This is a genomic window from Sphingomonas sp. Leaf412 (genome assembly GCF_001425405.1).
Lineage (GTDB): Bacteria > Pseudomonadota > Alphaproteobacteria > Sphingomonadales > Sphingomonadaceae > Sphingomonas.
The window spans coordinates 24,635-47,035 of record NZ_LMQP01000004.1; the positions used below are offsets into that span (position 1 = coordinate 24,635).

The 22,401-nt window shown below is 67.1% G+C and carries 18 protein-coding genes, 1 tRNA gene and 2 pseudogenes; 12 read left to right on the forward strand and 9 right to left on the reverse strand.

The annotated features are described in order from the left end of the window. Positions 1 to 20: 20 nt before the first annotated feature. The 5 genes from ASG29_RS14375 to ASG29_RS14395 form a co-directional block, all read right to left on the reverse strand. A complete protein-coding gene (locus tag ASG29_RS14375) occupies positions 21 to 1,283 on the reverse strand; it encodes a hypothetical protein (protein WP_156458062.1) in 1,263 nt (420 codons plus the stop codon). Beyond that, positions 1,283 to 3,502 carry a GumC family protein gene (locus ASG29_RS14380; RefSeq protein WP_055985805.1) on the reverse strand — a complete coding sequence of 740 codons (2,220 nt, stop codon included), beginning with the start codon at positions 3,500 to 3,502 and terminating at the stop codon, positions 1,283 to 1,285. Before ASG29_RS14380 ends, ASG29_RS14375 begins: the two co-directional genes overlap by 1 nt. 37 nt (positions 3,503 to 3,539) lie before the next feature. Beyond that, positions 3,540 to 4,265 carry a polysaccharide biosynthesis/export family protein gene (locus ASG29_RS14385; RefSeq protein WP_055985807.1) on the reverse strand — a complete coding sequence of 242 codons (726 nt, stop codon included), beginning with the start codon at positions 4,263 to 4,265 and terminating at the stop codon, positions 3,540 to 3,542. A 42-nt stretch (positions 4,266 to 4,307) separates the two neighbouring features. Beyond that, positions 4,308 to 5,672, reverse strand: coding sequence for an O-antigen ligase family protein (locus tag ASG29_RS14390; RefSeq protein WP_055985809.1), 1,365 nt, complete (start codon positions 5,670 to 5,672; stop codon positions 4,308 to 4,310). Between the two features lie 136 nt (positions 5,673 to 5,808). Continuing rightward, positions 5,809 to 7,443 carry a hypothetical protein gene (locus ASG29_RS14395; RefSeq protein WP_156458066.1) on the reverse strand — a complete coding sequence of 545 codons (1,635 nt, stop codon included), beginning with the start codon at positions 7,441 to 7,443 and terminating at the stop codon, positions 5,809 to 5,811. A gap of 335 nt (positions 7,444 to 7,778) precedes the next feature. Here ASG29_RS14395 and ASG29_RS14400 point away from each other — a divergent pair, with 335 nt between their 5' ends. The 4 genes from ASG29_RS14400 (at position 7,779) to ASG29_RS14415 (ending at position 12,667) form a co-directional block, all read left to right on the forward strand. Beyond that, entirely contained in the window at positions 7,779 to 10,172 is a 2,394-nt protein-coding gene (locus tag ASG29_RS14400; protein WP_055985813.1) for a TonB-dependent receptor, read from the forward strand. Further along, a complete protein-coding gene (locus ASG29_RS14405) occupies positions 10,172 to 11,497 on the forward strand; it encodes an alkaline phosphatase family protein (protein ID WP_055985816.1) in 1,326 nt (441 codons plus the stop codon). Before ASG29_RS14400 ends, ASG29_RS14405 begins: the two co-directional genes overlap by 1 nt. Positions 11,498 to 11,589: 92 nt before the next feature. Beyond that, positions 11,590 to 11,970: an MbcA/ParS/Xre antitoxin family protein gene (locus tag ASG29_RS14410; RefSeq protein ID WP_055985818.1), complete on the forward strand. Its 381-nt coding sequence runs from the start codon at positions 11,590 to 11,592 to the stop codon at positions 11,968 to 11,970. Further along, positions 11,957 to 12,667 carry an RES family NAD+ phosphorylase gene (locus tag ASG29_RS14415; RefSeq protein WP_055985821.1) on the forward strand — a complete coding sequence of 237 codons (711 nt, stop codon included), beginning with the start codon at positions 11,957 to 11,959 and terminating at the stop codon, positions 12,665 to 12,667. Before ASG29_RS14410 ends, ASG29_RS14415 begins: the two co-directional genes overlap by 14 nt. 22 nt (positions 12,668 to 12,689) lie before the next feature. Here ASG29_RS14415 and ASG29_RS14420 read toward each other — a convergent pair whose 3' ends face one another. Both ASG29_RS14420 and ASG29_RS14425 read right to left on the reverse strand, forming a co-directional pair. Further along, positions 12,690 to 12,971 (reverse strand): hypothetical protein, encoded by a 282-nt coding sequence (locus ASG29_RS14420; RefSeq protein WP_235532939.1) that lies wholly within the window; start codon positions 12,969 to 12,971, stop codon positions 12,690 to 12,692. A gap of 169 nt (positions 12,972 to 13,140) precedes the next feature. Beyond that, positions 13,141 to 14,496 (reverse strand): LysM peptidoglycan-binding domain-containing protein, encoded by a 1,356-nt coding sequence (locus ASG29_RS14425; RefSeq protein WP_055985828.1) that lies wholly within the window; start codon positions 14,494 to 14,496, stop codon positions 13,141 to 13,143. 640 nt (positions 14,497 to 15,136) lie between these two features. Between ASG29_RS14425 and ASG29_RS14430 the strand changes: the two are divergent. Then, positions 15,137 to 15,754: pseudogene (locus tag ASG29_RS14430) on the forward strand (replication initiator protein A); the annotation flags it as partial. Between the two features lie 637 nt (positions 15,755 to 16,391). Here the strand turns inward: ASG29_RS14430 and ASG29_RS14435 are convergent. Then, a tRNA-Ser gene (locus tag ASG29_RS14435) sits at positions 16,392 to 16,481 on the reverse strand. Positions 16,482 to 16,605: 124 nt separating this feature from the next. Here ASG29_RS14435 and hspQ point away from each other — a divergent pair. The 4 genes from hspQ to ASG29_RS14455 all read left to right on the forward strand — a co-directional run bounded on the left by hspQ (position 16,606) and on the right by ASG29_RS14455 (position 18,456). Beyond that, the gene (hspQ, locus tag ASG29_RS14440; protein WP_082516154.1) at positions 16,606 to 16,983 is read left to right on the forward strand and encodes a heat shock protein HspQ; all 378 of its coding nucleotides are present in this window, start codon (positions 16,606 to 16,608) and stop codon (positions 16,981 to 16,983) included. 110 nt (positions 16,984 to 17,093) lie between these two features. After that, positions 17,094 to 17,462 (forward strand): 50S ribosomal protein L21, encoded by a 369-nt coding sequence (gene rplU, locus ASG29_RS14445; RefSeq protein WP_055985834.1) that lies wholly within the window; start codon positions 17,094 to 17,096, stop codon positions 17,460 to 17,462. 13 nt (positions 17,463 to 17,475) lie between these two features. Next, complete coding sequence (rpmA, locus tag ASG29_RS14450) at positions 17,476 to 17,742, forward strand: 50S ribosomal protein L27 (protein WP_055985837.1); 267 nt, start codon at positions 17,476 to 17,478, stop codon at positions 17,740 to 17,742. Between the two features lie 174 nt (positions 17,743 to 17,916). Continuing rightward, positions 17,917 to 18,456, forward strand: a complete 540-nt coding sequence (locus ASG29_RS14455; RefSeq protein ID WP_082516156.1) for a GNAT family N-acetyltransferase — start codon at positions 17,917 to 17,919, stop codon at positions 18,454 to 18,456. Positions 18,457 to 18,638: 182 nt separating this feature from the next. On the opposite strand, the gene ASG29_RS14460 is transcribed toward ASG29_RS14455, so the two are convergent. Beyond that, entirely contained in the window at positions 18,639 to 19,490 is an 852-nt protein-coding gene (locus tag ASG29_RS14460) for a metal-dependent hydrolase (protein ID WP_055985840.1), read from the reverse strand. Positions 19,491 to 19,548: 58 nt separating this feature from the next. Here ASG29_RS14460 and ASG29_RS14465 point away from each other — a divergent pair, with 58 nt between their 5' ends. The 3 genes and pseudogenes from ASG29_RS14465 to ASG29_RS17095 form a co-directional block, all read left to right on the forward strand. Further along, positions 19,549 to 20,139, forward strand: a complete 591-nt coding sequence (locus ASG29_RS14465) for a TetR/AcrR family transcriptional regulator (RefSeq protein ID WP_055985843.1) — start codon at positions 19,549 to 19,551, stop codon at positions 20,137 to 20,139. 232 nt (positions 20,140 to 20,371) lie between these two features. Continuing rightward, the gene (obgE, locus tag ASG29_RS14470; RefSeq protein ID WP_055985846.1) at positions 20,372 to 21,427 is read left to right on the forward strand and encodes a GTPase ObgE; all 1,056 of its coding nucleotides are present in this window, start codon (positions 20,372 to 20,374) and stop codon (positions 21,425 to 21,427) included. Between the two features lie 62 nt (positions 21,428 to 21,489). Next, positions 21,490 to 22,401: pseudogene (locus ASG29_RS17095) on the forward strand (chemotaxis protein); the annotation flags it as partial.

A 22,401-nucleotide genomic window follows, 5' to 3' on the forward strand; every position in this document is an offset into this window, starting at 1 on the left:
CTGATTTCTGGCCGTGCGTATTATCTCGCGGCCGCGCTACCGTCGCGAACGAGCGTCGGCGATGCGGCGACGAGTTCCAGCGGCGTCTGCCCGTCCGCGCCAGCCGCGACCACCAGATCCAGGAACTGGACCGGACACGCGGCACCCACGACCGGACGTGCGTCGAGCGCGACGACGTCGCCCCCGAGCGGCCGGCCTTCCCAGATGACTGGCTCGTCCTTCGTCAGCGCGCACTTCAATACCCACCAGGCGGTCGAATCGGCCGTCCACTCCGTCGATCGGACCGCCGCGCGGAACCGATACGCACCTGCAGGAAGGAACAGCAGCTTCCGCGCCACCAGCGCCTGATTGCCGGGATCGAGCGAGATCGACAGGTCGAGCAAATTGCCGCCTGTCTCGGCCTTCGTAAACGATGCCAGCAGCGGTTCCGACCGAATGATTTGCCAGCTGATCGGAATCCGGTCCGGGCGCACGCCCGCGGTGTCGAACCGCACCGCCGTCAAGACGTCGCGACCGGCACCGGGCATGGTCAGATATCGCTGGCGAAGCTGCTCGTAGTGGCGATCGTTGGCCAGCCCCTGAAGCAACAGGCCATCGAGCTGTCCCGATCGATCGATCGATTTCAAACCGCCAACCCGATCGACCAAAGCGGCGACCGCGGCCGAATGGCCGCCCGCGCGAAGGGTCGATGCGAAGAACGCGCCGAGCCACGGCGGCGACGTAGCCATGATTGCTGCGAATGGACCGCGAACCGCCGGGTCCTCGATCGCACTCGCAAGGATAGGGAACAGCAGCGCGTCGCCGCCAGCGCGCGTTCGCAGCGCAATGTCATGATGCCGCAACGCGCCTGCCACGTCCCCACGTTCGACCGCCAGTTCGATCAGCGCCAACTGCGTCCGGAAATCGCGCCGTGAAATCCGTTCAGCCAGTTCGTGCAGTTTCGTCCCGGCGAAATGATCGCCGCGCAATTCGGCCGAAAGCCCCAGCAATCGCGCAGCACCGGCAGTCAACGGAGCGCTAAGCAGGGCACGCCGTCCTTCGCGCGACAATTCGTCGGCAGTGGGCAATACGGACGTGGCGGTCATGCGGTCGTCGAGACGACGAACAACTGCCCTGCCATCATCTGAAAACGACACGACCCGCTGCGGATCGCGGTTTCGCAAAACCTCGATGACCGCCGACCGACCTGCTGCCACCGCCAAACAGGAGGCCAAACCGAAGATGATCGCACCTCGCCAGATCTGGCGGCGCCGTCCCCGGCCCGAACGGTCGCCGGCCGACACTATCCGGCCTTTCCGGCGCCGGCGTCGTCGGTATTTCCGTAGCCGTAGCCATAGCCATAGCCATAGCCATAGCCAGCCTGCTTCTCGTTCAGCTTCGTCAGGACCGCACCATAGACATGGGCGTGAACCGAGCGGAGCCGGCCCAGCGACGCATGCAGACCGCGCACCGCGACATTTTGCGCTTCGATGACGAAGACTACGCCTTCCACCGCGCGCGACAGCAACGGCGCGTCGGCAAGACCCAGGATCGGCGGACTATCGATCACCACCTGATCGAACATCGTCAGCAGATGCTCCACCAACCGGCGCATGCGCTCGCCACTCAGCAATTCGGCCGCGCTGGGCGGACGCGGACCAGCGGTGATGACCTTCAGGTCCTGTCCATCGGTATCGTGGAGCATGCCCTTCCAGTCGTCGTCGCCGGCCAGATAATTGCTGAGGCCACGAGTATTGGGCACGCCGATGATGTCCTGCAACGTCGGCGAACGCATGTCGGCGTCGACGATCACGACCCGCTGTCCCGTCCGGCTGAGCACCTTCGCCAATGCCCAGGTGGTCGTGCTCTTTCCCTCCGCCGGCTGCGTGCTCGTAACCATGAACGCTTTTGGCACGCCATGATCGGTCGAGAACGTCAGGTTGGAGTGGATACTGAGATATGCCTCCCAAAGGATCGATTTCGTATCGTTGATGAGTGCATACGCGTCGCCCTGAATGGCCGGGACGCTTCCCAGCAGCGGCAGTTGCAGCGAGCGGGTCACCTCTCCCGGATCGCGCACACCCTCGTCGATCTGTTCCAGACCCAGCGTCGCCAGTCCGGCCAGACCCAGCCCCGCCAGCAAGGCGAAAGCGAGGTTTAGCGGCAAGCTCGGCGCGGACGGCCGCTGCGGCACCTTTGCCGGATCGACGATGGCGATGTTGTTCGCCCCGATACCAGTGACGCCGATCTCCTTGTAACGCTGCAACAGCGCGTCATAGAGTTGCCGGTTGGTGTCGGTTTCGCGTTGGAAGATGTTGTATTGAATGCTGTCGCGCTGTTGGCGACCCAGCCGCGTCTTCAGTGCCTCGACCTGCTGACGCAAGCCCTGCTCGCGCGCGCTCGCCTCGGCAAATTCCTGCGACCGGCTGCCGCGGATGCGAGATTCCTCGCGGGCGATGCTCGCGTCGAGGCTACGGATCTGCTCCGCCAGCGACCGTGCCGCGGGATAGCCGGGCTCGAACTGGACGAGGAGCTTCTGATATTCCGCGGACACCTCCGCGCGGCGTTGGCGCAGCGAGGATACCGCCGAACTTCCCGTCACGCCCTCCGCACTAACCTGCCCGCTGCTGCCGGCGCTCGACCGGCTCTCTGCCGCCAGACGATCCGCGATCGCCTTCGACAAGGCGTCGTTCAGCGCCTCCAGATCGACCGACGTCAACGTCCGTTCGACCTCGGTACGCCCGGTCGCGTCCTTGCTGGCGCCCAGCGCGACGATGCTCTTCTGCTGCGCATAATTGACGAGGTCGCGCTCGGATGTCTCCAGCCGCGAGCGAAGCTCACCGAGGCGTCCCTCGAGGAAGCGCCGTGCGTCGACCGTCGAGGAGAAGCGGCGGTCGATCGTGGCCTGCACGAATTGCTCGACCCAGGTGTTTGCGATCTGGGCCGAGAGGGTGGGTGACGCGCTGGTGAAGGTGACGTCGACCAGACTGGAGTTACGGACAGGCCCGACCTCGACGTGCTTCAACAGCAGCTGAACGGCGAGCGCCTCACGCGTGGCTCGCTCCTCCCGCGTGAGCGGGCCGTCGCCGCGATCGAAGAACAGGCCGCGATCAACGTTGACGCCGAACGCCTTGAAGAATTCGATATTGGACGACAGCTTCAGTCGACGCTCGACCCGTTCAGCGAGCGAGCGGGCGCTGAGCAGCGAATATTGCGTCTGGTAGAATTCGAGGTCTCGGCTAGCCTGCGGCGAATCGAGCCCCTCCACCTTGGTAACGTTCTTCTGTTCGCGGCTGATCTCGATCCGCGTCGTGGCGGTATATTTCGGCGTCATCAGCAGGCTGACGACGACACCGGCCACCAGCGAGGCAACGATTATCCCGAGGATGATCCACTTCCAGCGGAGGACGATGATCCAATATTGCAACAGGATCGGCCGGGAGAACAGACCGCTCTGCTCGGCCATCGCCTCGCCATTCGCGGCGGTCTGTCGGACCACGAGATCATCGCGCGGATCGCGCATCACATTGTCTTGATAAGTCACTGGAACTCGAACCCGATCACTGCAAGGCGATGATAAGCGGCGCGGTCAGCAAAGGTGCTGCCTGCAACAGATCGCGGAAGAAGCGCCGCTGTGGCGAATCACCCACGACCACGACGTCGTTGGCGTAAACTTCGGGATCATCGTAATATCCCTGCCGGATCGCCTTAAGATTGTAGATCCCCGCCATCTTGCGACCGTCCACGGTACGAAAGATGATGACGTCGCTGAGCTTGGCGAATTCGGTCGTTCCCTTGGCGGTGGCGATCGCACGCATCAGTGTCATGCGACCGACAACGGGATACAGCCCCGATTCCTTCACCTCGCCATCGACCGTCATCACCTGGCTCACCGTCTCTTTCAGATTGACGGTAACCTGCGGATCGCGGACGTAATTCCGGCGCAGCCTGTTCTCGATTTCCTGCGCCAGTTCCGCCGGCGTCTTGCCGGATGCCTCGACGATCCCGGCGAGCGGGAAAGAGATACGGCCGCTCGCGTCGGTCTGCACTTCCTTCTTGCTCAGATCTTCCATGCCGAACACATCGATCTCGAGCTTGTCGAACGGACCGATCATGTAGGGCCGACTCTGCTCGAACAGATCGGTCTTGCGGGGTGGCGGCAACGGTCCGTCGGCGACCTGGATCTGGGACGGCGCGCCGTCCACGCCCGCGCGCAATTTGCGGTCGCCATTCGAACAGCCGGCGAGCAGCGCCACGCCTGCCGCGACAAACAAGAGCTTGTTCATTAAGTTACTCGATTACCAGGCACGATGAGGATCGAACGTGCCTCATCCACCGCTCCGCGTGTGCCCCAACCGACCGAGCGCAGCGCGATACAGCCAAACGACTGCCACGGCTGCAACGCTGGCCAGCGAAGGAACGCGCAGTGGATAGTCGCCCAGGCTCGCGATGCCAAGAATCAAAATCATCACGGTGGCCAGCCGCCCGAGCGCAACTTCGCCTCCTGCGGCTAAAGGCTTGCGCCAGACCGAATATGACATGGCCGCCCACCCGACAAATGCGACGACCAACAGCAAGATGCCGGGAACACCCCCCGTCATGTACATTTCCAGCCAGTCGTTGTGGGCGTGATTTGCGTAGGTGGTCCGCAATTGCGCGTTCGGTTCGTAGACCTGATACACCCGCTCGAACGAGCCGAAGCCCGATCCGAACGGGAAATATCGCGCGCCGATTTGCGCGATCGGTCCCCACATCCTGAAGCGGATTTCGCTGCCGCCGTGCGCGAAAAGGCGATCGAACGCCTCGCCGCGGGACATCAGCACCGTCACTGCAGCAAGCACTACCGCCACCACTCCGGCCAGCGCATAGGGCAACACGCGGTGCTTGGCAGGCCTTCGCGCCTCAGCCAGTAACGCCGGTGCGCGATAGAGCGCCATGGCCGCCGCGAAGCCGATCACGCCCGCGATCAATCCCGCGCGCGAACCGGTGACCAGTATCAGCGGGATCGTGGCCAGCGCGATCGCCCCCGCCGCCAATTGATGAAACCGGGCACGTTGAACCGTCACAGCGTCGTTCGATGCCCAGACCGCCAGCATCGGTGGCACGCACCCTAGGAAGACGGCTGCGTGGTTGCGATTGGTGAACAGGCCGCTCGCGGTGACCTCGCCGCGCAAACCGTAGATGTTGAACGTTCCGTCGCCACCCATGATCTGGAGGATGCCCAGCAGCCCGGATACCAGCGCAGCCACGATCAAGAACGGCAGGATCGTCCAGCGCTCCTTCTCGTCCAGCCGAAGCGTCAGCAACAGTACCGCCGACGGCACGGACATGGAAAAGAGGGCATTCCACGTATCCGACGGTGACAGCGACAACGGGCGCCACACCAATCCCAGTCCCGCCATCCGATCGATCTCGACCACGATTTCCCGTCCTGGCAGCCTGGTCCAGATAGGTGGCGGCAAGGGTAACAGATGGCTCAGGATCAACAGCGTAGCGATACCGAGGAACGCCAGCAGCGGCCAGGCGCCGCGTCTCTCCTCGCGCGTCATCCGCCACAGTGCATAGGCGCCAACCATCACCGTCAACGGCCGAAGCAGGATGAGATAGGCGATGTCGCCACGCGACCCGCCTCCGAAGAGGAAGATGACGGTCAGAAGGGCGAATATGCCCCACGCCTTGCGCGTCCCCTGCAACCGCCCCGCCGTACGACGCCTATTTCCCGCCATGTTCGTCCATCCTGCCCGAACCCGCTTCGTCGCTCTCGACCGATCGTCGAGAAGACGATCGCGCCGCTTCAATGTCTCGTGCGCTCGCGATCGATCGCGCGCCCTATCGGGCCCGCTTGTAGCCGGCATAGACCGGGACGTAACCGACGAGTTGATTATCGCTGCCATATTCGGGCCGGACCGCAACGATATCGCCATCCGGCCGCGCGTTCCGGAGGATTGAGGCGCTTAGCGGCGCACCGTCGACGCGGATACCAGCCACCACGCGGCCTCCGTCGCCACTGAACGTCGCGATCAGCTGGTCAGGCGTAGATCGTGCGGTGGACGACGCGCGTCGCAGATCGATCGTCCCGTTCGTCGTCCGCATCTCTCCCGCAAGGCCCCGGCCCGCCCCGTCCGACAGCGTCAGCACGCCCGCGACCGTCGGGTTGCACAGATGCGCCTGCGCACCGTGCACGATCAGATTGTCTGCGGCGGGCGATTGCAGCGCGGCGGGAATGTCGCCCGTCACGGCGGAGATGACGAGGATGGAATGCGTCAGCGCCGGGCCATGATCGTCCTCGAGCACGATCGCACCCTTCGCGGCGGTTCCGGCAAGATCCACGACGATCTCGCTGGCGCTCGTCGTTCCATATGTCTCCGCCGCGCCCGCAGCCGCGCTGCCGATCCGAAGCTTGTGATCGCACTCGCCCTTGTCGCCGGACAGGGTGATGCGCGTGTTCCTGACGTAGGCGCCGACGAGCGCCTCGACCCTTCCCTCGCCCGCGAGCCAGGGTTCCCCCGACGGGCCGCGCCTGCGGTCACCGGCCGGCTTGCTAGTAATCACCCGGCAATCGATCGTCAGCCCGTGAGCACGGGCCAGCCACAGGTCCTTCTGGCAATTGATCGACTGTACTTTGATCGATAGACCGATATCGGTCCCGGATGGCACCGCTACGCCTGACGGCAGGGCGGAGACGACGACGGCGGCGAAGCAATCCTCCGCGACCAGGTCTATATCGACCGCGGTCTTTGCCCGCGCCTGGGTCGCCAGATTCGCATCGAGTCCGAAGCCGAAAGCACAATTGCGCGCGAACATGCGCGCTTTGAGGAAACCGGTCTGGTCCGCCGCCCGATCGCACTGGATCGTCAGTGCCTTGCCGCCGTCGAGATGATCCGCCTTCGCCACGGCGGGGAGCGCCTCGCACCAGATATCGAGCAGCGTGATGTTGTCATAGCCGCCGGTCACGCTGACCCCGTTCGATCCTGATCCCCGATCGCCGTTCAAGACCGCCTTCAGACAGAGGTTGCGGAAATGGAGGTTGCGAACGGCGCGGAGTTGAAAGACGTCTGCGCCGTCGTCCGACGTGGTCTGAAACACCGAATTGGGACCGTTTCCAAAAATCGTAACGTTTCGGCAGTCGAGCAGGCCGGCCACTCCTGCGTCCTGCCTCCACGGAAACGACGCGTCGCCGATATCGTAGACGCCGCCGGGGTGATAAAGATCGTGACCGTTCGCCAGCGCTGACAGCCAGGCCGCGTTGATCGCGCTTCGCAGCGCTGCGACCGACGTCGCACCGTCGGGCAGTGCGCCGAAATCGACGAAGGAACGAACGCGGCGCGACGATGACGGCTGGCGCGATTCGCCATCGGCCTGTCTGGCGAGCGCCGCCACCGGAGCCATTCCGCCGAGGGCGAGGGTGCCGAGCGCGCGACGACGATCGACCGCCTCCCGAAACGTACCATCCCTCAAGCTCATGTCGGTCCTCATAACGGCAATGGCTCGCAGATGCTCGCAACCATGGTTTCGCCTGATGGCGATATCGCAATCGCGGATGTCGTGCCGGCAGCCCTCCTAACCGGGATGGCCATTCATGACCACCGTAGCCCGCGTGGCGAGCAGTCGTCGAACCCGGCGATCGAACGAGGTGACGCTGAGCGAGGTGGAGCATGCACTGATCTGACATGTCGATGCGTCGACATCTATGAATTAGACGACCCGTCATCGAACCGACGCGAAACCGTCGCACGCGCTTAACCAAGCGCGACCACGGCGCCTGCGATGCGGCATCGGGCCGCGCAGGGAAAAACGACATGATCGCACGTATCTGGCTCGCGGGCGTCGCCCCGCTGGCACTGCTCGCGGGTGCTGCGTCGGCGCAGGGGATCGCGCCGCTGACGCCCGAACCTGCCGGCGAGGCGGCGGGCAGCGACGACGGCGACATCGTCGTTCTGGGCTTCGGCCAGACGCGGCAGGTGCAGACGATCACCGCGGCGGACATGGAACGGCTGACCCCCGGCACGTCCCCACTGAAGGCCGCGGCGAAGCTGCCGGGCGTCAATTTCCAGTCCGCCGACGCGTTCGGTGCCTATGAATGGTCGACCCGCATCTCGCTGCGCGGGTTCAACCAGAACCAGCTGGGCTTCACGCTGGACGGCGTGCCGCTGGGCGACATGAGCTACGGCAACGTCAACGGCCTGCACATCAGCCGCGCCGCGATCTCGGAGAATATCGCCACCACGACGGTCGCGCAGGGCGCGGGCGCGCTGGGCACCGCGTCGACCAGCAACCTTGGCGGCACGCTGCAATTCGCCACCCGCGCACCGTCCGATACCGCGGACCTCGTCGCATCGGGCACCTATGGCAGCAACGACACGATCCGTGCCTTCGTCCGCGCGGAAAGCGGCGACCTTGGCGGCGGGCTGAAGGGCTATGTCAGCTACGGCTTCCTCACCACGGACAAGTGGAAGGGCTTCGGCAGCCAGCGCCAGCATCAGGCGAATGCGAAGATTGTGAAGGAGATCGGCACCGGTAGCATCACGGGCTTCCTCAACTTCTCCGACCGGCGCGAGAGCGATTACCAGGACCTCAGCCTCGACATCATCGCGCGCCGGGGGCTGCGCGCGGACAACATCTCGAACGATTACCCCACCGCGCTGCAGCTCGGCCGCGTCTATCAGAATCAGGCCGCGCGCGACGCCTATGCCGCCGCGAACGGCGGGTCGACGGCGGGCTTCACCGCGCCGTGGACGGGCGCGGGCTTCGCCTTTCCGGCGGGCTTCGGCACCGTCGACGACGCCTATTTCGATGCCGCCGGGCTGCGGCGCGACTGGCTGGGCGGCGTCACCTTCGACGCGGCGCTGACGCCCGCATTGTCCCTCGTCTCGACCAGTTACTATCACAGGAACAAGGGCCAGGGTTCGTGGATCACGCCCTATTCACCCACCCCGGCGGGGTCGGCGGATGCGGGCGGCTCGCCATTGCCCGTCTCTCCCACGTCGACCGCGGGCCTCGCCTCCCCGCTCGGTTTCCGCACCACCGAATATGGCATCGACCGCGCGGGCAACGTGACGCAGCTAGCGTGGCAGGCCGGGGCGAACCGGCTGGAACTGGGCGGCTGGTACGAAAGCAATACGTTCGACCAGGCACGCCGCTTCTACGGCATGAGCGACGGCGCGACCGCGAACCGCGACGCGCAGGATTTCCAGTCAAATGCGTATCGCACGCAATGGGACGGGAAGTACGATACCGAGACGCTGCAATATCACGTCGCCGACACGCTCGACCTGGGCGACCTGACGCTCAGCGGCGGATGGAAGGGGATGCGCGTGCGCAACAGCGCGAACCTGCGCGTCGGCACATTGGTCGCGGGGCGGATCGAGGCGCGCGACTGGTTCCTGCCGCAGGTCGGCGCGCTGTATCGCTTCGGCGCGGGGGCGGAGGTGTTCGCCAATTATACGGAGAATATGCGCGCCTTTGTTTCTTCGGCCACGACCGGGCCGTTCGCGACGACGCAGTCGGGTTTCGACGCGATCCGCTCGACGCTGAAGCCCGAGACGTCGAGGACGATCGAGGGCGGCGTGCGCGTCCGCTCGGGCGGGTTGCAGCTGTCGGCGGTAGGCTATCACGTCGATTTCGCCAATCGCCTGCTCAGCTTTTCGAACGGTTCCGGCATCCAGGGCAATCCGCCGACGCTGAACAATGCCGGCGACGTCGAAAGCTATGGCGCGGAACTGGCCGCGACCTATCGCGTCGCGCGCCCGCTGACGCTGTTCGCCAGCTATTCGTACAACAAGGCGACCTATGAGGACGATGTGCGCGACAGCGCCGGCGTGCTGCTGTCGCCCACCGCGGGCAAGACGGTGGTCGACACGCCGGAGCATATGGCGAAGGGCGAGATCGCCTATGACGACGACCGTTTCTTCGCGCGGGTGGGCGGCGATTACATGTCGCGGCGCTTCTTCAACTATCTGAACGACCGCTCGGTCGGCGCGCGGCTGCTGGTGGATGCCAGCATCGGCTATCGCCTGCGCGGCGTGGGCGGCATATTGGAAGGGCTGGCGATCGAGGGCAGCGTGACCAACCTGACCGACAAGGACTATGTCTCCACCATCGGCACCAACGGTTATACCGCCAGCGGCGACAACCAGACGCTGCTGGCGGGCGCGCCGCGGCAGTGGTTCGTGACGCTGCGGCGGGGGTTCTGATGCGCGCGCGCCTGCTCGCCCCCGCTTTCGCCTTACTGCTGGCGGGGGGAGCGGCGCACGCCTCCCCCGTACTGCTGATCTCGCTCGACGGCCTGCGTCCCGGAGACGTGGCGCAGGCGAAGACGCGCGGGATGGACCTGCCCGTCCTGACCGGACTGGCGGCCGATGGCGCGAGTGCGCAGGGCGTCGTCGGGGTGCTCCCCACCCTCACCTACCCCAGCCACACCACCCTGCTGACCGGCGTGTCGCCGGCACGGCATGGCATTTCGAACAACCTCACCTTCGATCCCGAGCAGAAGAACCAGGGCGGCTGGTACTGGTATGCGCAGGACGTGCGCGTACCGACATTGTGGGCCGCGGCGAAGGCGGCGGGACTGTCCACCGCCAACGTCCACTGGCCGGTCAGCGTCGCGGCGCCGGGGATCGACGCGAACCTGCCGCAAATCTGGCGGACGGGTACGGCGGACGATCCCAGGCTGCTGACCGCGCTCGCGACGCCGGGGCTGATCGCGCGGCTGGAGGCGGCCGTGGGTGCACCCTATCCGCAGGGGATCGACGAAAGCGTGGAGGGCGACGCCGGCCGCGTCGCGTTCGCAGAGGTGATGTTGCGCGACCGGCCGCAGTTCATGACCGTCTATCTCGCCGGTATCGACCATGCCGAACATCACGACGGTCCCGGCTCCTCCGGCGCGAAGGCCGCAATCGTGGCGACCGACGCGCTGGTCGGGCGGCTGGTCCGCGCTGCGCGTGCGGCGATGCCCGACGTGACGGTGGTGGTGGTGTCCGACCAGGGCTTCCTGCCCGTCGATACGGACGTGAACCTGTTCCGCCCCTTCGTCGACGCCGGTCTGGTGACGCTGGATGCCAAGGGGCAGGTGACCGCGTGGCAGGCGATACCCTGGCTGGCGGGCGGGACCGCCGCGATCCGCCTCGCGCGGCCCGACGATGCCGCATTGGTGGCGACGGTCCGCGGCGTACTGGCGCGGATGGCGGCGGATCCGGCCTATCGCATCGCGCGCATCCTCGATCGCGCGGAACTGACTGCGGCGGGCGGCGCGGGCGAAGCCAGCTTCTTCGTCGCGCTGAAACCCGGCACCGAAACGGGCCGCGATCCCCTCGCCCCGATCACCCGGCCGTCCGCCTATAAGGGCATGCACGGCTATCTTCCGTCCGATCCGGCGATGCGTTCGACGTTGATCGTCGCGGGACCCGGCGTGGCGAAGGGACGCGATCTGGGCGTCGTCGACATGCGCGGCATCGCCCCCGCGATCGCACGCCGGCTGGGCGCGGCCTTGCCCGATGCGGAGGTGAAGCCCGCATTCTGATATGTATACCTGTCGACACGCAGGAGTGTCGACATCGCGATTATTTGTGCCTGTGAACGATAACTGCTATATCCCGTTCACAGGAGCGACATATGGCCACCCTCCCCTCCGCTACGCACGACCCCGACGCCGCCCGCGTCCTGACCGAGGCGGTCGCGCGGATCGGGGAATTCTGGGACCTGTCCAACGCACGGCTGGGCGGGATCGTCGGGCTGTCCGGGCCCAGCGTTTCGCGGCTTCGCGCGGGCACCTACCGGCTGGAACCCGGCAGCAAGCCGTTCGAGCTGGCGCAACACCTCCTGCGCCTGTTCCGCTCGCTCGACAGCTGGCTGGGGCAGGACGATGCCGCCGCGCGATCGTGGCTGGCGACGCCCAACCTCGACCTCGGCGCGGCGCCATTGGAAACGATCGCCACCGTGCGCGGCCTGCTGCGCACCGGCGATTACGTCGACGCGCTGCGTGCCCGCACCTGAGCCCGTCGCCGATCTCGCGACGCTCGCCCTCCCCTATGACGGTCGCGTGATCCGCGTCGTCGAGGCGCAGCACCGTATCGCCACCAACCGCCTCGCCCGCGACGCGCGCGATCAGGCGCTGCTCGAGGCGCTGGCGGACGAGGTGAAGCCGTTACTGCCAGAGGCAGCGCGCACTCTGCCGTGGTTGCTCGCGGCGCCGTTCCGCTACGGCTATGGCCGGCCGTCGCGCTTCCGTCCCGCGGACAGCTGGCCCGGCATCCTGTATGCCGCGGAGGACGTCGAGACCGCGGTGACCGAGGCGGCGTGGTGGCGCCTCGTCGGCTTCGCGCGTTCGCCCGGGTTCCGGCGCCCGCGCACGCCGACGCCGATGTCCGCCTTTTCGGTACGCGTGCGCACGCCGCGCGCGCTCGACCTGACGCACGGCCCTCTCGCCGCGCCCGGTCGCTGGACGCATCCCGACGACTATGCCGCGACACAGGCGCTGGCGACCGCCGCGCGCGCCGCAGGGATCGCCGCGATCCGCACGCCATCCGCCCGCGCGGCCGACGGCGTGAACGTGGCGGTGCTCGACCCTGCCGCGCTCGTCCCCCCGCCGCGCCCGCACAGCAGCTGGGCGTTCCTCGCCGATGGCGACACATTGCTGGCGACGCGCGAAATGAGCGGTCAGGCGCTGCGGGTCGGGCCTGTCGACGTGTAGGCGTGTCGACAGGTCGACAAAGCTAGTCGGCGACGGGAATGTCGTAGGTCAGGCCGTTGGAGCCGATCGGATAGATGGATGCGGTGAAGCTGCCCCCGACGTACAGGACGCGGCCGCCGGGCAATGCGGCGACGAACTTGCGGTCGAACGGGTCCAGCCGCGCCCATGTGCCCGCTGCTTCCAGCCCGGCCCGATCCATCATCCGTGTCGTGACCGCCTTGCACGGCTCCTTCCAGAACAATGTCTCCGGCTCATGCCCGGCATAGCGGAACAGGATATTGCACGCTGGCTTGCCGGCTTTCACGAAGTCGGTCTTGCTGACGACGCCCGATGCCGGCGCGGTGGCCGGTTTTGCAGCGGGTAGGCGTTTCGCCGCGGCGGTCGGCCGCTCCTCCGCCGGCTGCGACGCCGCGCCGGGTTGCGAGCATCCGGCCAGCAATGCGGCGACCGGGAGCGCGATCCGCGTAAGACGATCAGTCAGGGTCGAACTCGACGTGAAGATGGTTGTTGCTCGCGTTGCCGGGGAAGGTTTCGAACACAACGTCATAGTCCGCCCCCAGGATCCCGCGCACCTCGTCCTGGAATGCGCGGCCCTGCGCGACGGTGATGTTGTTGCCGCGGAAATCGAGCGCGCGATCGGTATAATGCAGCGACCGGGTGGAATGCGTACTGTCGTTGCCCGAAGTGATGACCGGCGCCGGCAGGCCCAGTCGCTCCGCCGCGCGTGCGACCGCGGCGATCGCAGGCTGCATCGAGGCGTCGAGGCGGCTGATATGCACCGCGTCGCTCTTCACCGCGACGCCGGCGTCCGCGGCTACCGCATTGCCGTCGATCCGGCCGCTCGGTGTTGTGGACGTGGCGGGCGTCGGAGCGGTGCCTCCCGGCAGCGCGACGGTCACGTCACCCGGGCGATAGCGTTCCAGCTCCGGCGTCGTGCCATGATGGTGGACGGCGTCGCCGCGACCCAGCACCGGGCCGTCGAGCGCGTTGATCCAGCCAAGGTTGTTCGCGCTGGAATAATTGGGGTTGGCGTAATTGAGGTGCGTGCCGATCGACGACGGCGTGCCCGCCGCGCGCTCCGCCAGCCAGGCGTCCACGAGGCGGTCGACCCGCGCGCTGATCCGGCTGTCGGGGATATCCGCGACCGAGTCGCGCCCGTCGCGGCGCGAGATCGGGCCGTTGATGTCGGAAAACTGGTTTCGCGCGTCCACCACGTCCGCGACGCTGTCGCCCCAATGCCCCGATGCGGTGCGGTTCAGGATGGTGTCGACGATGCCGTGCGCCTGCGCGTCGCCGGCGGACTGCACCCATTCGGTCTGCAACGTCTTCTTGATATTGGTGACGTCCGCCGCGGTCAGCGACAGCGTGGCGCCGTCGACGCGCGTCGATCCGGTCACGCCCGTCACGGCGTCCGTATTCGTCCGCGACGTTCCGGTGCCCGCGTCGGCACGTCCCGCGGGAATGGACAGCGTGTCGCCGGGATAGAGGCGGTCCGGATGGGCGACCTGCGGATTGGCGCGCAGCATCGCGGCCAGCGTGACGCCGTGCCGCGCCGCGATCCCGCCCAGCGTGTCGCCACGCTCCACGGTATAGCGCTGCGCCGCCCCCTGCGGCAGCGCCAGCCGCTGGTCGATATGGACGAGGTCGGGATTGCGGATGTCGTTCAGCCGCGCGAGCGTGCCGACGTCGGTTCCGTAGCGCTGCGCGATCCCCGACAGCGTCTCGCCCGACCGGACGACATGGCTGCCGCCGGCGCGCGGCGGTTCGGCGCCGATCGCGGGAGATCTGGTGGCCTGGGTGCCTGTGGCGCCCGACAAGGCGTTGACCATGGCGCGGGGACTCCTGTGCTGTCGGGCGGAATGTCCCATGCGGCCGGCGCCTCGTCTGTAGTCGAAGCGATTACGCGCGGATCGGCATGGCGGATCGCGCTCGCCGTGCCGTTGCCGGCGGTCCGTCCCGGATATGCTGCGCCCGGCAATGTGACGCAGAACGAACCCTTCCCCTCCCCGGCGCACGGGGCCGCCATGCGCCGGTGCCGCCGCTGGAACGCCTTCACGCAGGCCATTGGATATGTCGACGTGTAGACATGTCCAATGGTCTACACGTGGCGTCGCGCGCAATTGCGGCTATCGCTGTCCTACATCGGCATGCTCTGCCATTGTCGACCGATGTGCTCGACCGGTTCATGTTTCCCTATCGCTGTCCGTCGCATCGTGCGCGACGCCTGCCCCCGTCCTGCCGGCGGTTTTCCACCCCGACGGGGTCGTCAACTTTGTCAACTTCCGCGCCCGACCGCCACGCCCCGAAGGGGCCGTCCGGTCTGCTGCCGTCGCTCGTCCGCGCGCGGACGATGGACCGCGCCGCGATCTCCCGCGAATTCATACCCGAAAGCACGAACTCCGGCACGTCTCCCCTCGTGGCGCGGGCTTTTCCTCCCCAAAGTTCGTGCTTTCGAGTAGGAAATCCAACATGTCCGCCACCCCACGCAAGAAGGACGCGCCGAAGGCCCAGCGCGACCTGTTCCAGCTCGACAGCCCGCTGACCGGCGAGATCCGCGGCGAACGCTCGCTGATGGCCTTCCCCTTCTTCGCGCTGAGCAAGAACGCGTGGATGAAGCCGCTCCATTACGCCCACGCCAATGTCACGATCGAGGTGCGCCCGTCCGCCAATGGCGTCGCGACGATCTACGGCAAGGAGATCGTGCTCTACATCGCCAGCCTGATGGCGGCGAAGATCGAGGCGGGGGAGGATGTCGCGCAGGACTTCGTCTTCACCGCGCACGACCTGTTCAGTGTCACCGGCGCGAACCATTCGGCGCGCTCCTACCAGCGCCTGTCGGAGGCGCTGGAGCGATTGCAGGGCACGCAGATCAAGACCAACATCGAGGCCGGCGGGGAGGGGGAGGAGGGCTTCTTCTCCTGGCTGTCCGAGGCGCGGCTGCATTATACGAAGACGCGGACGGGGGAGCGCCGGCTGAAGGCGGTGAAGGTGCGGCTGTGCGACGGGCTCCACCGCGCGATCCTGCGCGACCGGCAGGTGCTGGCCTATGCCGCGGCGTATTTCCAGCTCGGCCCGATCGAACGGCGGTCGCGGCATGGATCGCGTCCGCGGTCCAATCCGACATACCGTCGTAGTCGACCGCCCGGTCAGGGCCACCAGCGGATCATGCCCTAGCTCCGTCGAGCGGAAACTAGAATAATAGGGGTCGAAATTGATATAGTTTCCGCCCACCGGCCTGAGCTGGAGCTCCATGTTGTCCCCACCACGGCCAGCACGTTCCAGATCGAAATGTCCATCTCGCAAAGATTTGCGCGATCGCGTTCATGAACGCGATTTTGAAGTCGCGCTGCGCGTTCTCACTACCTTCGCGGCTTCTGCGGTGCGGATTGACGCGATGCGGAACACGCCCCCCGTCGGCTACGGCTCATACCGCTTCGCGGTACGTCAACCTTGACCCGCGCCCCAGATCGGCCTTGCACTAATCCTCGCTCACGCCAATAAAGACCTTGCTTTCATTGACTACGATCGGCTGGCGCTCGAGTGACGAGACGACAGTCCGCGGTCGCAGCGCCTGAGTAAGGTTCGCTGGGTTTAGAGTGTCGATCTTGCTGATGGCACGTGCGTCATGAACCGTGCTCGTTCGCCAAAGGCAGCGCGCGAAGTGGGCATCAAAGTGTGCACCACGATCCAGCTGACAAATTAAAGTAAACATTTCAAGGAAAAATGGCGGAGAGGGTGGGATTCGAACCCACGGTACCCGTGAGGGCACGCCGCATTTCGAGTGCGGTACATTCGACCACTCTGCCACCTCTCCGCAGAAGACGTGCCGCGGCGAAACGCCCCGGTCGGCCGGTCGAAGGCGCGCTCCTAATGCGGCTTGTCGCGGGACGCAAGCGTGCCATGTTGTGCGTCGCGAAAAGGTCACTAGATTGCATCCCATGTCCCCCGAAGAACACGGCCCCGGCGCCAGCGCGCACCCGATCGCCCCCGACGTGGCGCATGCATCCTTCTCGATCGGCGACGTCGTGCGCCACCGGATGCTGGATTTCCGCGGCGTGATCTTCGACGTCGATCCCGTCTTCGCCAACAGCGAGGAATGGTACCAGTCGATCCCGGAAACGTTGCGCCCGCGCAAGGACCAGCCGTTCTACCACCTGCTGGCCGAGAATGCCGAGTCGAGCTACGTCGCCTACGTCAGCCAGCAGAACCTGGTCCCCGACGACAGCGAGGAACCGGTCGAGCATCCCGCGATCGCAGGATTGTTCGATCGCCTCGACGACGGTCGCTACGGGCTGAAACCGCTCCACCGACACTGAGGCATCACCCCCGCGGCGGTTGACAGGCGGGCGCTTCTCACTTAGCGACGCCGCTTCTTCCCGCGGGGTACGCCCCGGCGGGTCATGATATTTGGGAAGTGATTCGAGCCATGTTCGCTATCGTGCGCACCGGCGGCAAGCAGTATCGCGTCGCCGCCGGAGACAAGATCGTCGTCGAGAAGATCGAGGGGGAGGCCGGCGCCTCCGTCACCCTGGGCGACGTCCTGCTGGCGGGCGACGGCTCGGACCTGAAGTCCACCGACGGCCTGACGGTCGCGGCGGAGATCATCGCGCAGGCGAAGGGTGACAAGGTCATCGTCTTCAAGAAGCGCCGTCGTCACAACTATCGCCGCAAGAACGGTCATCGCCAGCGTCACACGATCCTCAAGATCGTGTCGATCGGCGGCAGCGACCAGAAGCAGGCGAAGGCCCCGAAGGCGGCGAAGGCTGATGCCGACGCCCCGGCGGCCCAGGCGTAAGGAGTAACACGCAATGGCACATAAGAAGGCAGGCGGTTCGTCGCGCAACGGTCGTGATTCGGCCGGTCGTCGCTTGGGCGTGAAGAAGTTCGGCGGTCAGGAAGCGATCGCGGGCAACATCCTCGTGCGTCAGCGCGGGACCAAATTCTATCCGGGCCGCAACGTCGGCATCGGCAAGGATCACACGCTGTTCGCGCTGGTCGACGGCCGCGTCGTGTTCCACCAGGGCAAGCTGGGCCGAAAGTTCTGCTCGGTCGACATGCCGATCGCGGCCGAATAACATCGGGTGACCACACGGGTTGCCCACCAGGGCGACCCGGGTGCCGGCCACGGCACCTACCGACAAGGGAGACGGGTCGCCCCGGCTCCCTTTTTTCTTGCTCCCTCCACCGTCGTTGTCGCCGGGCCGTCATCCAGACGGTCTAGCGGCGCTCGCAGGCGAGGAGAGCGCCCGATGTTCGCGTTGACACCCAGACTGACGTTACGGCCCGGCTGGCCGGAGGATGCCCCCGCGCTGTCGCGCGCGATCGCGCACGAGGCGGTGGTGATGAACCTCGCCCGCGCGCCCTGGCCCTATGCCCTGGGCGATGCGGAGGCGTTCCTGTCGCTGCCGCGCGGCGCGCACGAGCCGCGCTTCCAGATCGTGACCCGCGGCGACAATCGCCTGATCGGGGGCGTCGGGCTGGTGCGCGAGGAGCATGGGCACGAACTGGGCTACTGGCTGACCCCGGCCGCCTGGGGCCGCGGCTATGCGACGGAGGCGGGGCGCGCGGTGATCGACATCGCCCGCCACGCGCTCGCCCTGCCCCGCCTGACGGCGCGCCATTATTGCGACAATCCGGCGTCCGGCCGCGTCCTCCGCAAGCTGGGGTTCGTGGAAACCGGCCGGTCGCGCACCTTCTCGCTCGCGCGCGGCGGCGGGGTGGACGGCGTGGAGATGGCGCTGGACCTGACCGACGCGGAGGCGCGACCGGAGCCTGCGATGGCGGCGTAAAGGGTGTCCTACATCGTCGGGCGGGTGGTATCGTTGCCCCCAGCCCCCGTTCGTGCTGAGCGAAGTCGAAGCATATGCGTCACGCATGGCCTTCGACTTCGCTCAGGCCGAACGGGGGAATGCTCTTTGCCATTGCCGCCATCCCGTCGCACCCGCCCGACCGTGCGACCTTTCGTGACCTTTCAGGCCGCCCGCGACAGCACCGCCGCCTCGTAATCGCTTTCCGCCAGCGCGATCAGCGTCCGGTCGTCGTGCTTCCACGGGTGGAAGCCGGGCAGGAAATACGCCGCCCATACGCCCGCGATCTTGCGCGCCATGCCGGGATTGCCGAACGCATACCACGCCATCCGCGCCCATGCCGCGGGACCCGTGATCCCGTCCTGCCGCAGCAATTCCGCCATCCCGCGCGCGCGGCCGGTGAAGAAACGCCCCGTCGTGACCAGCATCACCAGCGACTTCACCCACCAGCGCCGGAACCGCGGCCAGTCGCGCGTCGCATGCAGCCAGGTGTCGTACGCGACCCCCTTGTGCTCGATCTCCTCCGCCGCATGCCACAGCCACAAGGCGCGCGGCTGCTCCTCCGCCCCTGCCAGATGCTTCGGATTCGCGATCAACTCGTGCGCCAGCATCGCCGTGAAATGCTCCAGCGCGGTCGTGGCGGCCAGCGCGCCGATCGGCGGCCGCCCCTTGGTCAGCGCCAGCGCGGCGTCGACGTCGCGGTCCAGCAGTGCGACGTCATAGCCCTGGTCGGTCACGTGGCGGTTGAACGCGACATGTTCGCGCGTGTGCATCACCTCCTGCTTCACGAACGCGTTGATCTCGCGCTCCAGCCGCGGCGGCGTGCCGTCGCGAAAGCGGCGGACGCTGTCGACGAAGAAGCCCTCCCCCTTCGGGAACGTCACCGACAAGGCGTTGTAGAAGGCGGTGGCGTAGGGATCGTCGTTCAGCCACCAGCGCCGCATCGCGACGCCGCGGCCGAATCGGCGGTCGCGCGGGGTGATGGTCAGGTCGCCGGGCGTTGTTGCTTTCGGCACGAAAACCTCCGAACAGGATGATGATGACGTTCACTTACACCGATGTAAATAAGGTACGATGACCGCGCCGGCAACCACCACCCGCCGCCGCCTGTCGCCCGAGGCGTCGCGCGACGCCGCGCTGGACGCCGCGCGCACCCTGCTGGTGGAAGTCGGCCCGCAGGCGGTGACGCTGAAGGCGGTGGCGGCGCGGGTCGGGCGGACGCACGCGAACCTGCTGCATCATTTCGGCTCCGCCGCGGGGCTGCAAAAGGCGCTGATCGCGCGGATGGCGGGCGGGATCGTCGCCACGATCCGCGCCGCCGTGCTGCGCTCGCGCGAGGCGCAGGATCCGGCGGAGGTGGTGGACCTGACCTTCGACGCGTTCGGGAAGAACGGCGCGGGGGCGCTGGCCAGCTGGATGATCCTGAACGGGAACGAGGATGCGCTGGACCCGATCCTGACCGCGATCCACGACCTGGTCGACGACCTGACGCGCGATGCGCCGCACGAAGGCGCGCCGATCCACGACGAGACGTTGCAGCTGGTGCTGATGGCCTTGGGCGACGCGCTGCTGGGCGCCCCGATGGCGCGCGCACTCGGCCTGCCGCGCGGCCGCGCCCGCGACCTGGCGCGCGCGATGCTGCTGGCGGACCGGGGGAAGACCTAGAAGCGCATTCTCCCCCCTCCGTTCGGGCTGAGCGAAGTCGAAGCCTGCGCTCCATCGTTGCGCGTGCCCTTCGACTTCGCTCAGGGCGAACGGAAGGGGGGGTGTCTTCCCCACCTCAAGAAGTTGGCCGCGCCGCGGGCAAAGCCCGCGTCGTCGAACGCGGCGCAACGCGCCGCGCCGGCCGGGCCGCCGCATAGTGCTTTAGCCGAGCTAAAGCGCTAAGCGGCTCGCCATGCACTTCCTAGACCAGGCAAAGATCTTCGTCCGCTCCGGCTCCGGCGGCCCCGGCGCGGTCAGTTTCCGGCGCGAGAAATTCATCGAGTACGGCGGGCCCGACGGCGGCAACGGCGGCAAGGGGGGCGATATCGTGTTCGAGGCCGTGGCCGGGCTGAACACGCTCATCGACTTTCGCTACACGCAGCATTTCCGGGCCCCGCGCGGCTCCGGCGGGTCGGGCAGCAACCGCACCGGCGCGGGCGGCGACGATCTGGTCATCAAGGTGCCAGTGGGAACGCAGGTGCTGGCCGACGACGACGACCGCACGCTCCTGCTCGACCTGACCGAGGTGGGGCAGCGCGAGCTGTTCCTGCGCGGCGGCGACGGCGGGCGCGGCAACGCCAGCTACAAGACCTCCACGAACCGCGCGCCGCGCCAGCACGGCACCGGCTGGCCCAATGCGGAAGCGTTCGTGTGGCTGCGGCTCAAACTGCTCGCCGATGCGGGGCTGGTCGGGCTGCCCAACGCGGGCAAGTCGACCTTCATCAACGCGGTCACCAATGCGCAGGCGAAGGTCGGCGCCTACGCCTTCACCACCACGCGCCCGCAGCTGGGGGTCGTGCGCCACAAGCAGCGCGAGTTCGTCGTCGCCGACATCCCCGGCCTGATCGAGGGCGCGGCCGACGGTGCGGGCATCGGCGACCGTTTCCTGGGCCATATCGAACGCTGCCGCGTCCTGCTCCACCTGGTCGATGCGAACGACAAGGACGTGGCCGAAAGCTACCGCATCGTGCACGAGGAACTGATCGCCTACGGCGCCGGGCTGGAGGACAAGCCCGTCATCGTCGCGCTGAACAAGATCGACACGCTGGACGACGAACTCATCGCGGCGCTGTCCGCCGAGCTGGAGGATGCCAGCGGCTTCCCCGTCGTGCCCTTGTCCGGCGCGGCGGGAACGGGGATCGACTGGGTCCTGGACAAGCTGCTGGAGGCGATTCCGGAAAAGAACACGCCCGTCACCGCCGATGGCGATGACGATGGCGAGGATACGGTGGACTGGTCCCCGGTATGACCCGCTCAACACGGCCTTAACCACGGCGCTGGTAGGGTGCTCCGGCTTAGAAGGAACACCCGATGGACGGCCGTCCCGCCACCGATGAATCGCCGATCCGGGTCATGGTCGCTGCGATCGACCTGCCCGAACGGTTGCGGCTGTTCGGCTTCACCGCGCAGGATGCGGACGTCGCCCGCCGGATATGGTCCGCGCTGGAGGACGATGCGGCGCGGATCTGCGCGATCCAGATCGACGGCTGGTTCGCGCTGTTCCCGGCGACGGGTCCGGTCGACCGCGCCGCCCTGATCGCCCGCGGCGTGCGCGACATGCAGGAACGGTTCGGCGACCTGCACCATGCCGGCTGGGTCGCGCGCGGCGCGAAGCGGGTCGCGCATCTGTTCGCCGCGCGCGTGCCCCTGTCGCGCCTGCTGGCGATCGGCAACGAAACCACCGCCGCGATGATCGACGTCCTGACGGACCGGGATGCGTGGACCCGCGCCGAACAATCGCGGATCAGCAGCCTGTTCTTCCGCCTGCGCTCGCTGGAATGCGACGTCTACGCCTCGATCCACGCCGCCTGCATCGAGGAGGACGCCCGGCGGCAGCGCGTCCGGCTGTCCGATGCCTTCCGGGACGGCGTCGCCGCGATGGTCGCATCCGCCTCGTCCGAGGGCGCGGGCCTGCGCGGGAATGCGGGCGACAGCGCATCCGCGGCGCGCGGCGTCCTGAACCAGGCGACCCATATCGCCACCGCGGCGGAGCAGTCGGCGGTGGCGATGCGCGAGGCGGCGTCGACCACCGCGGGCCTGATCGGCACGATCGCCGATGCGCGGGCGGAGGTGGAAACCGCGGCGCGCATCTCGAACGAGGCGGCCGACCGCGCGGGCCATGCGGTCGCCGCGTCCACCGCCCTGTCGCATCATGCGCGGTCGATCGAATCGATCCTGGGCCTGATCCGCGACATCGCGGGGCAGACGAACCTGCTGGCGCTG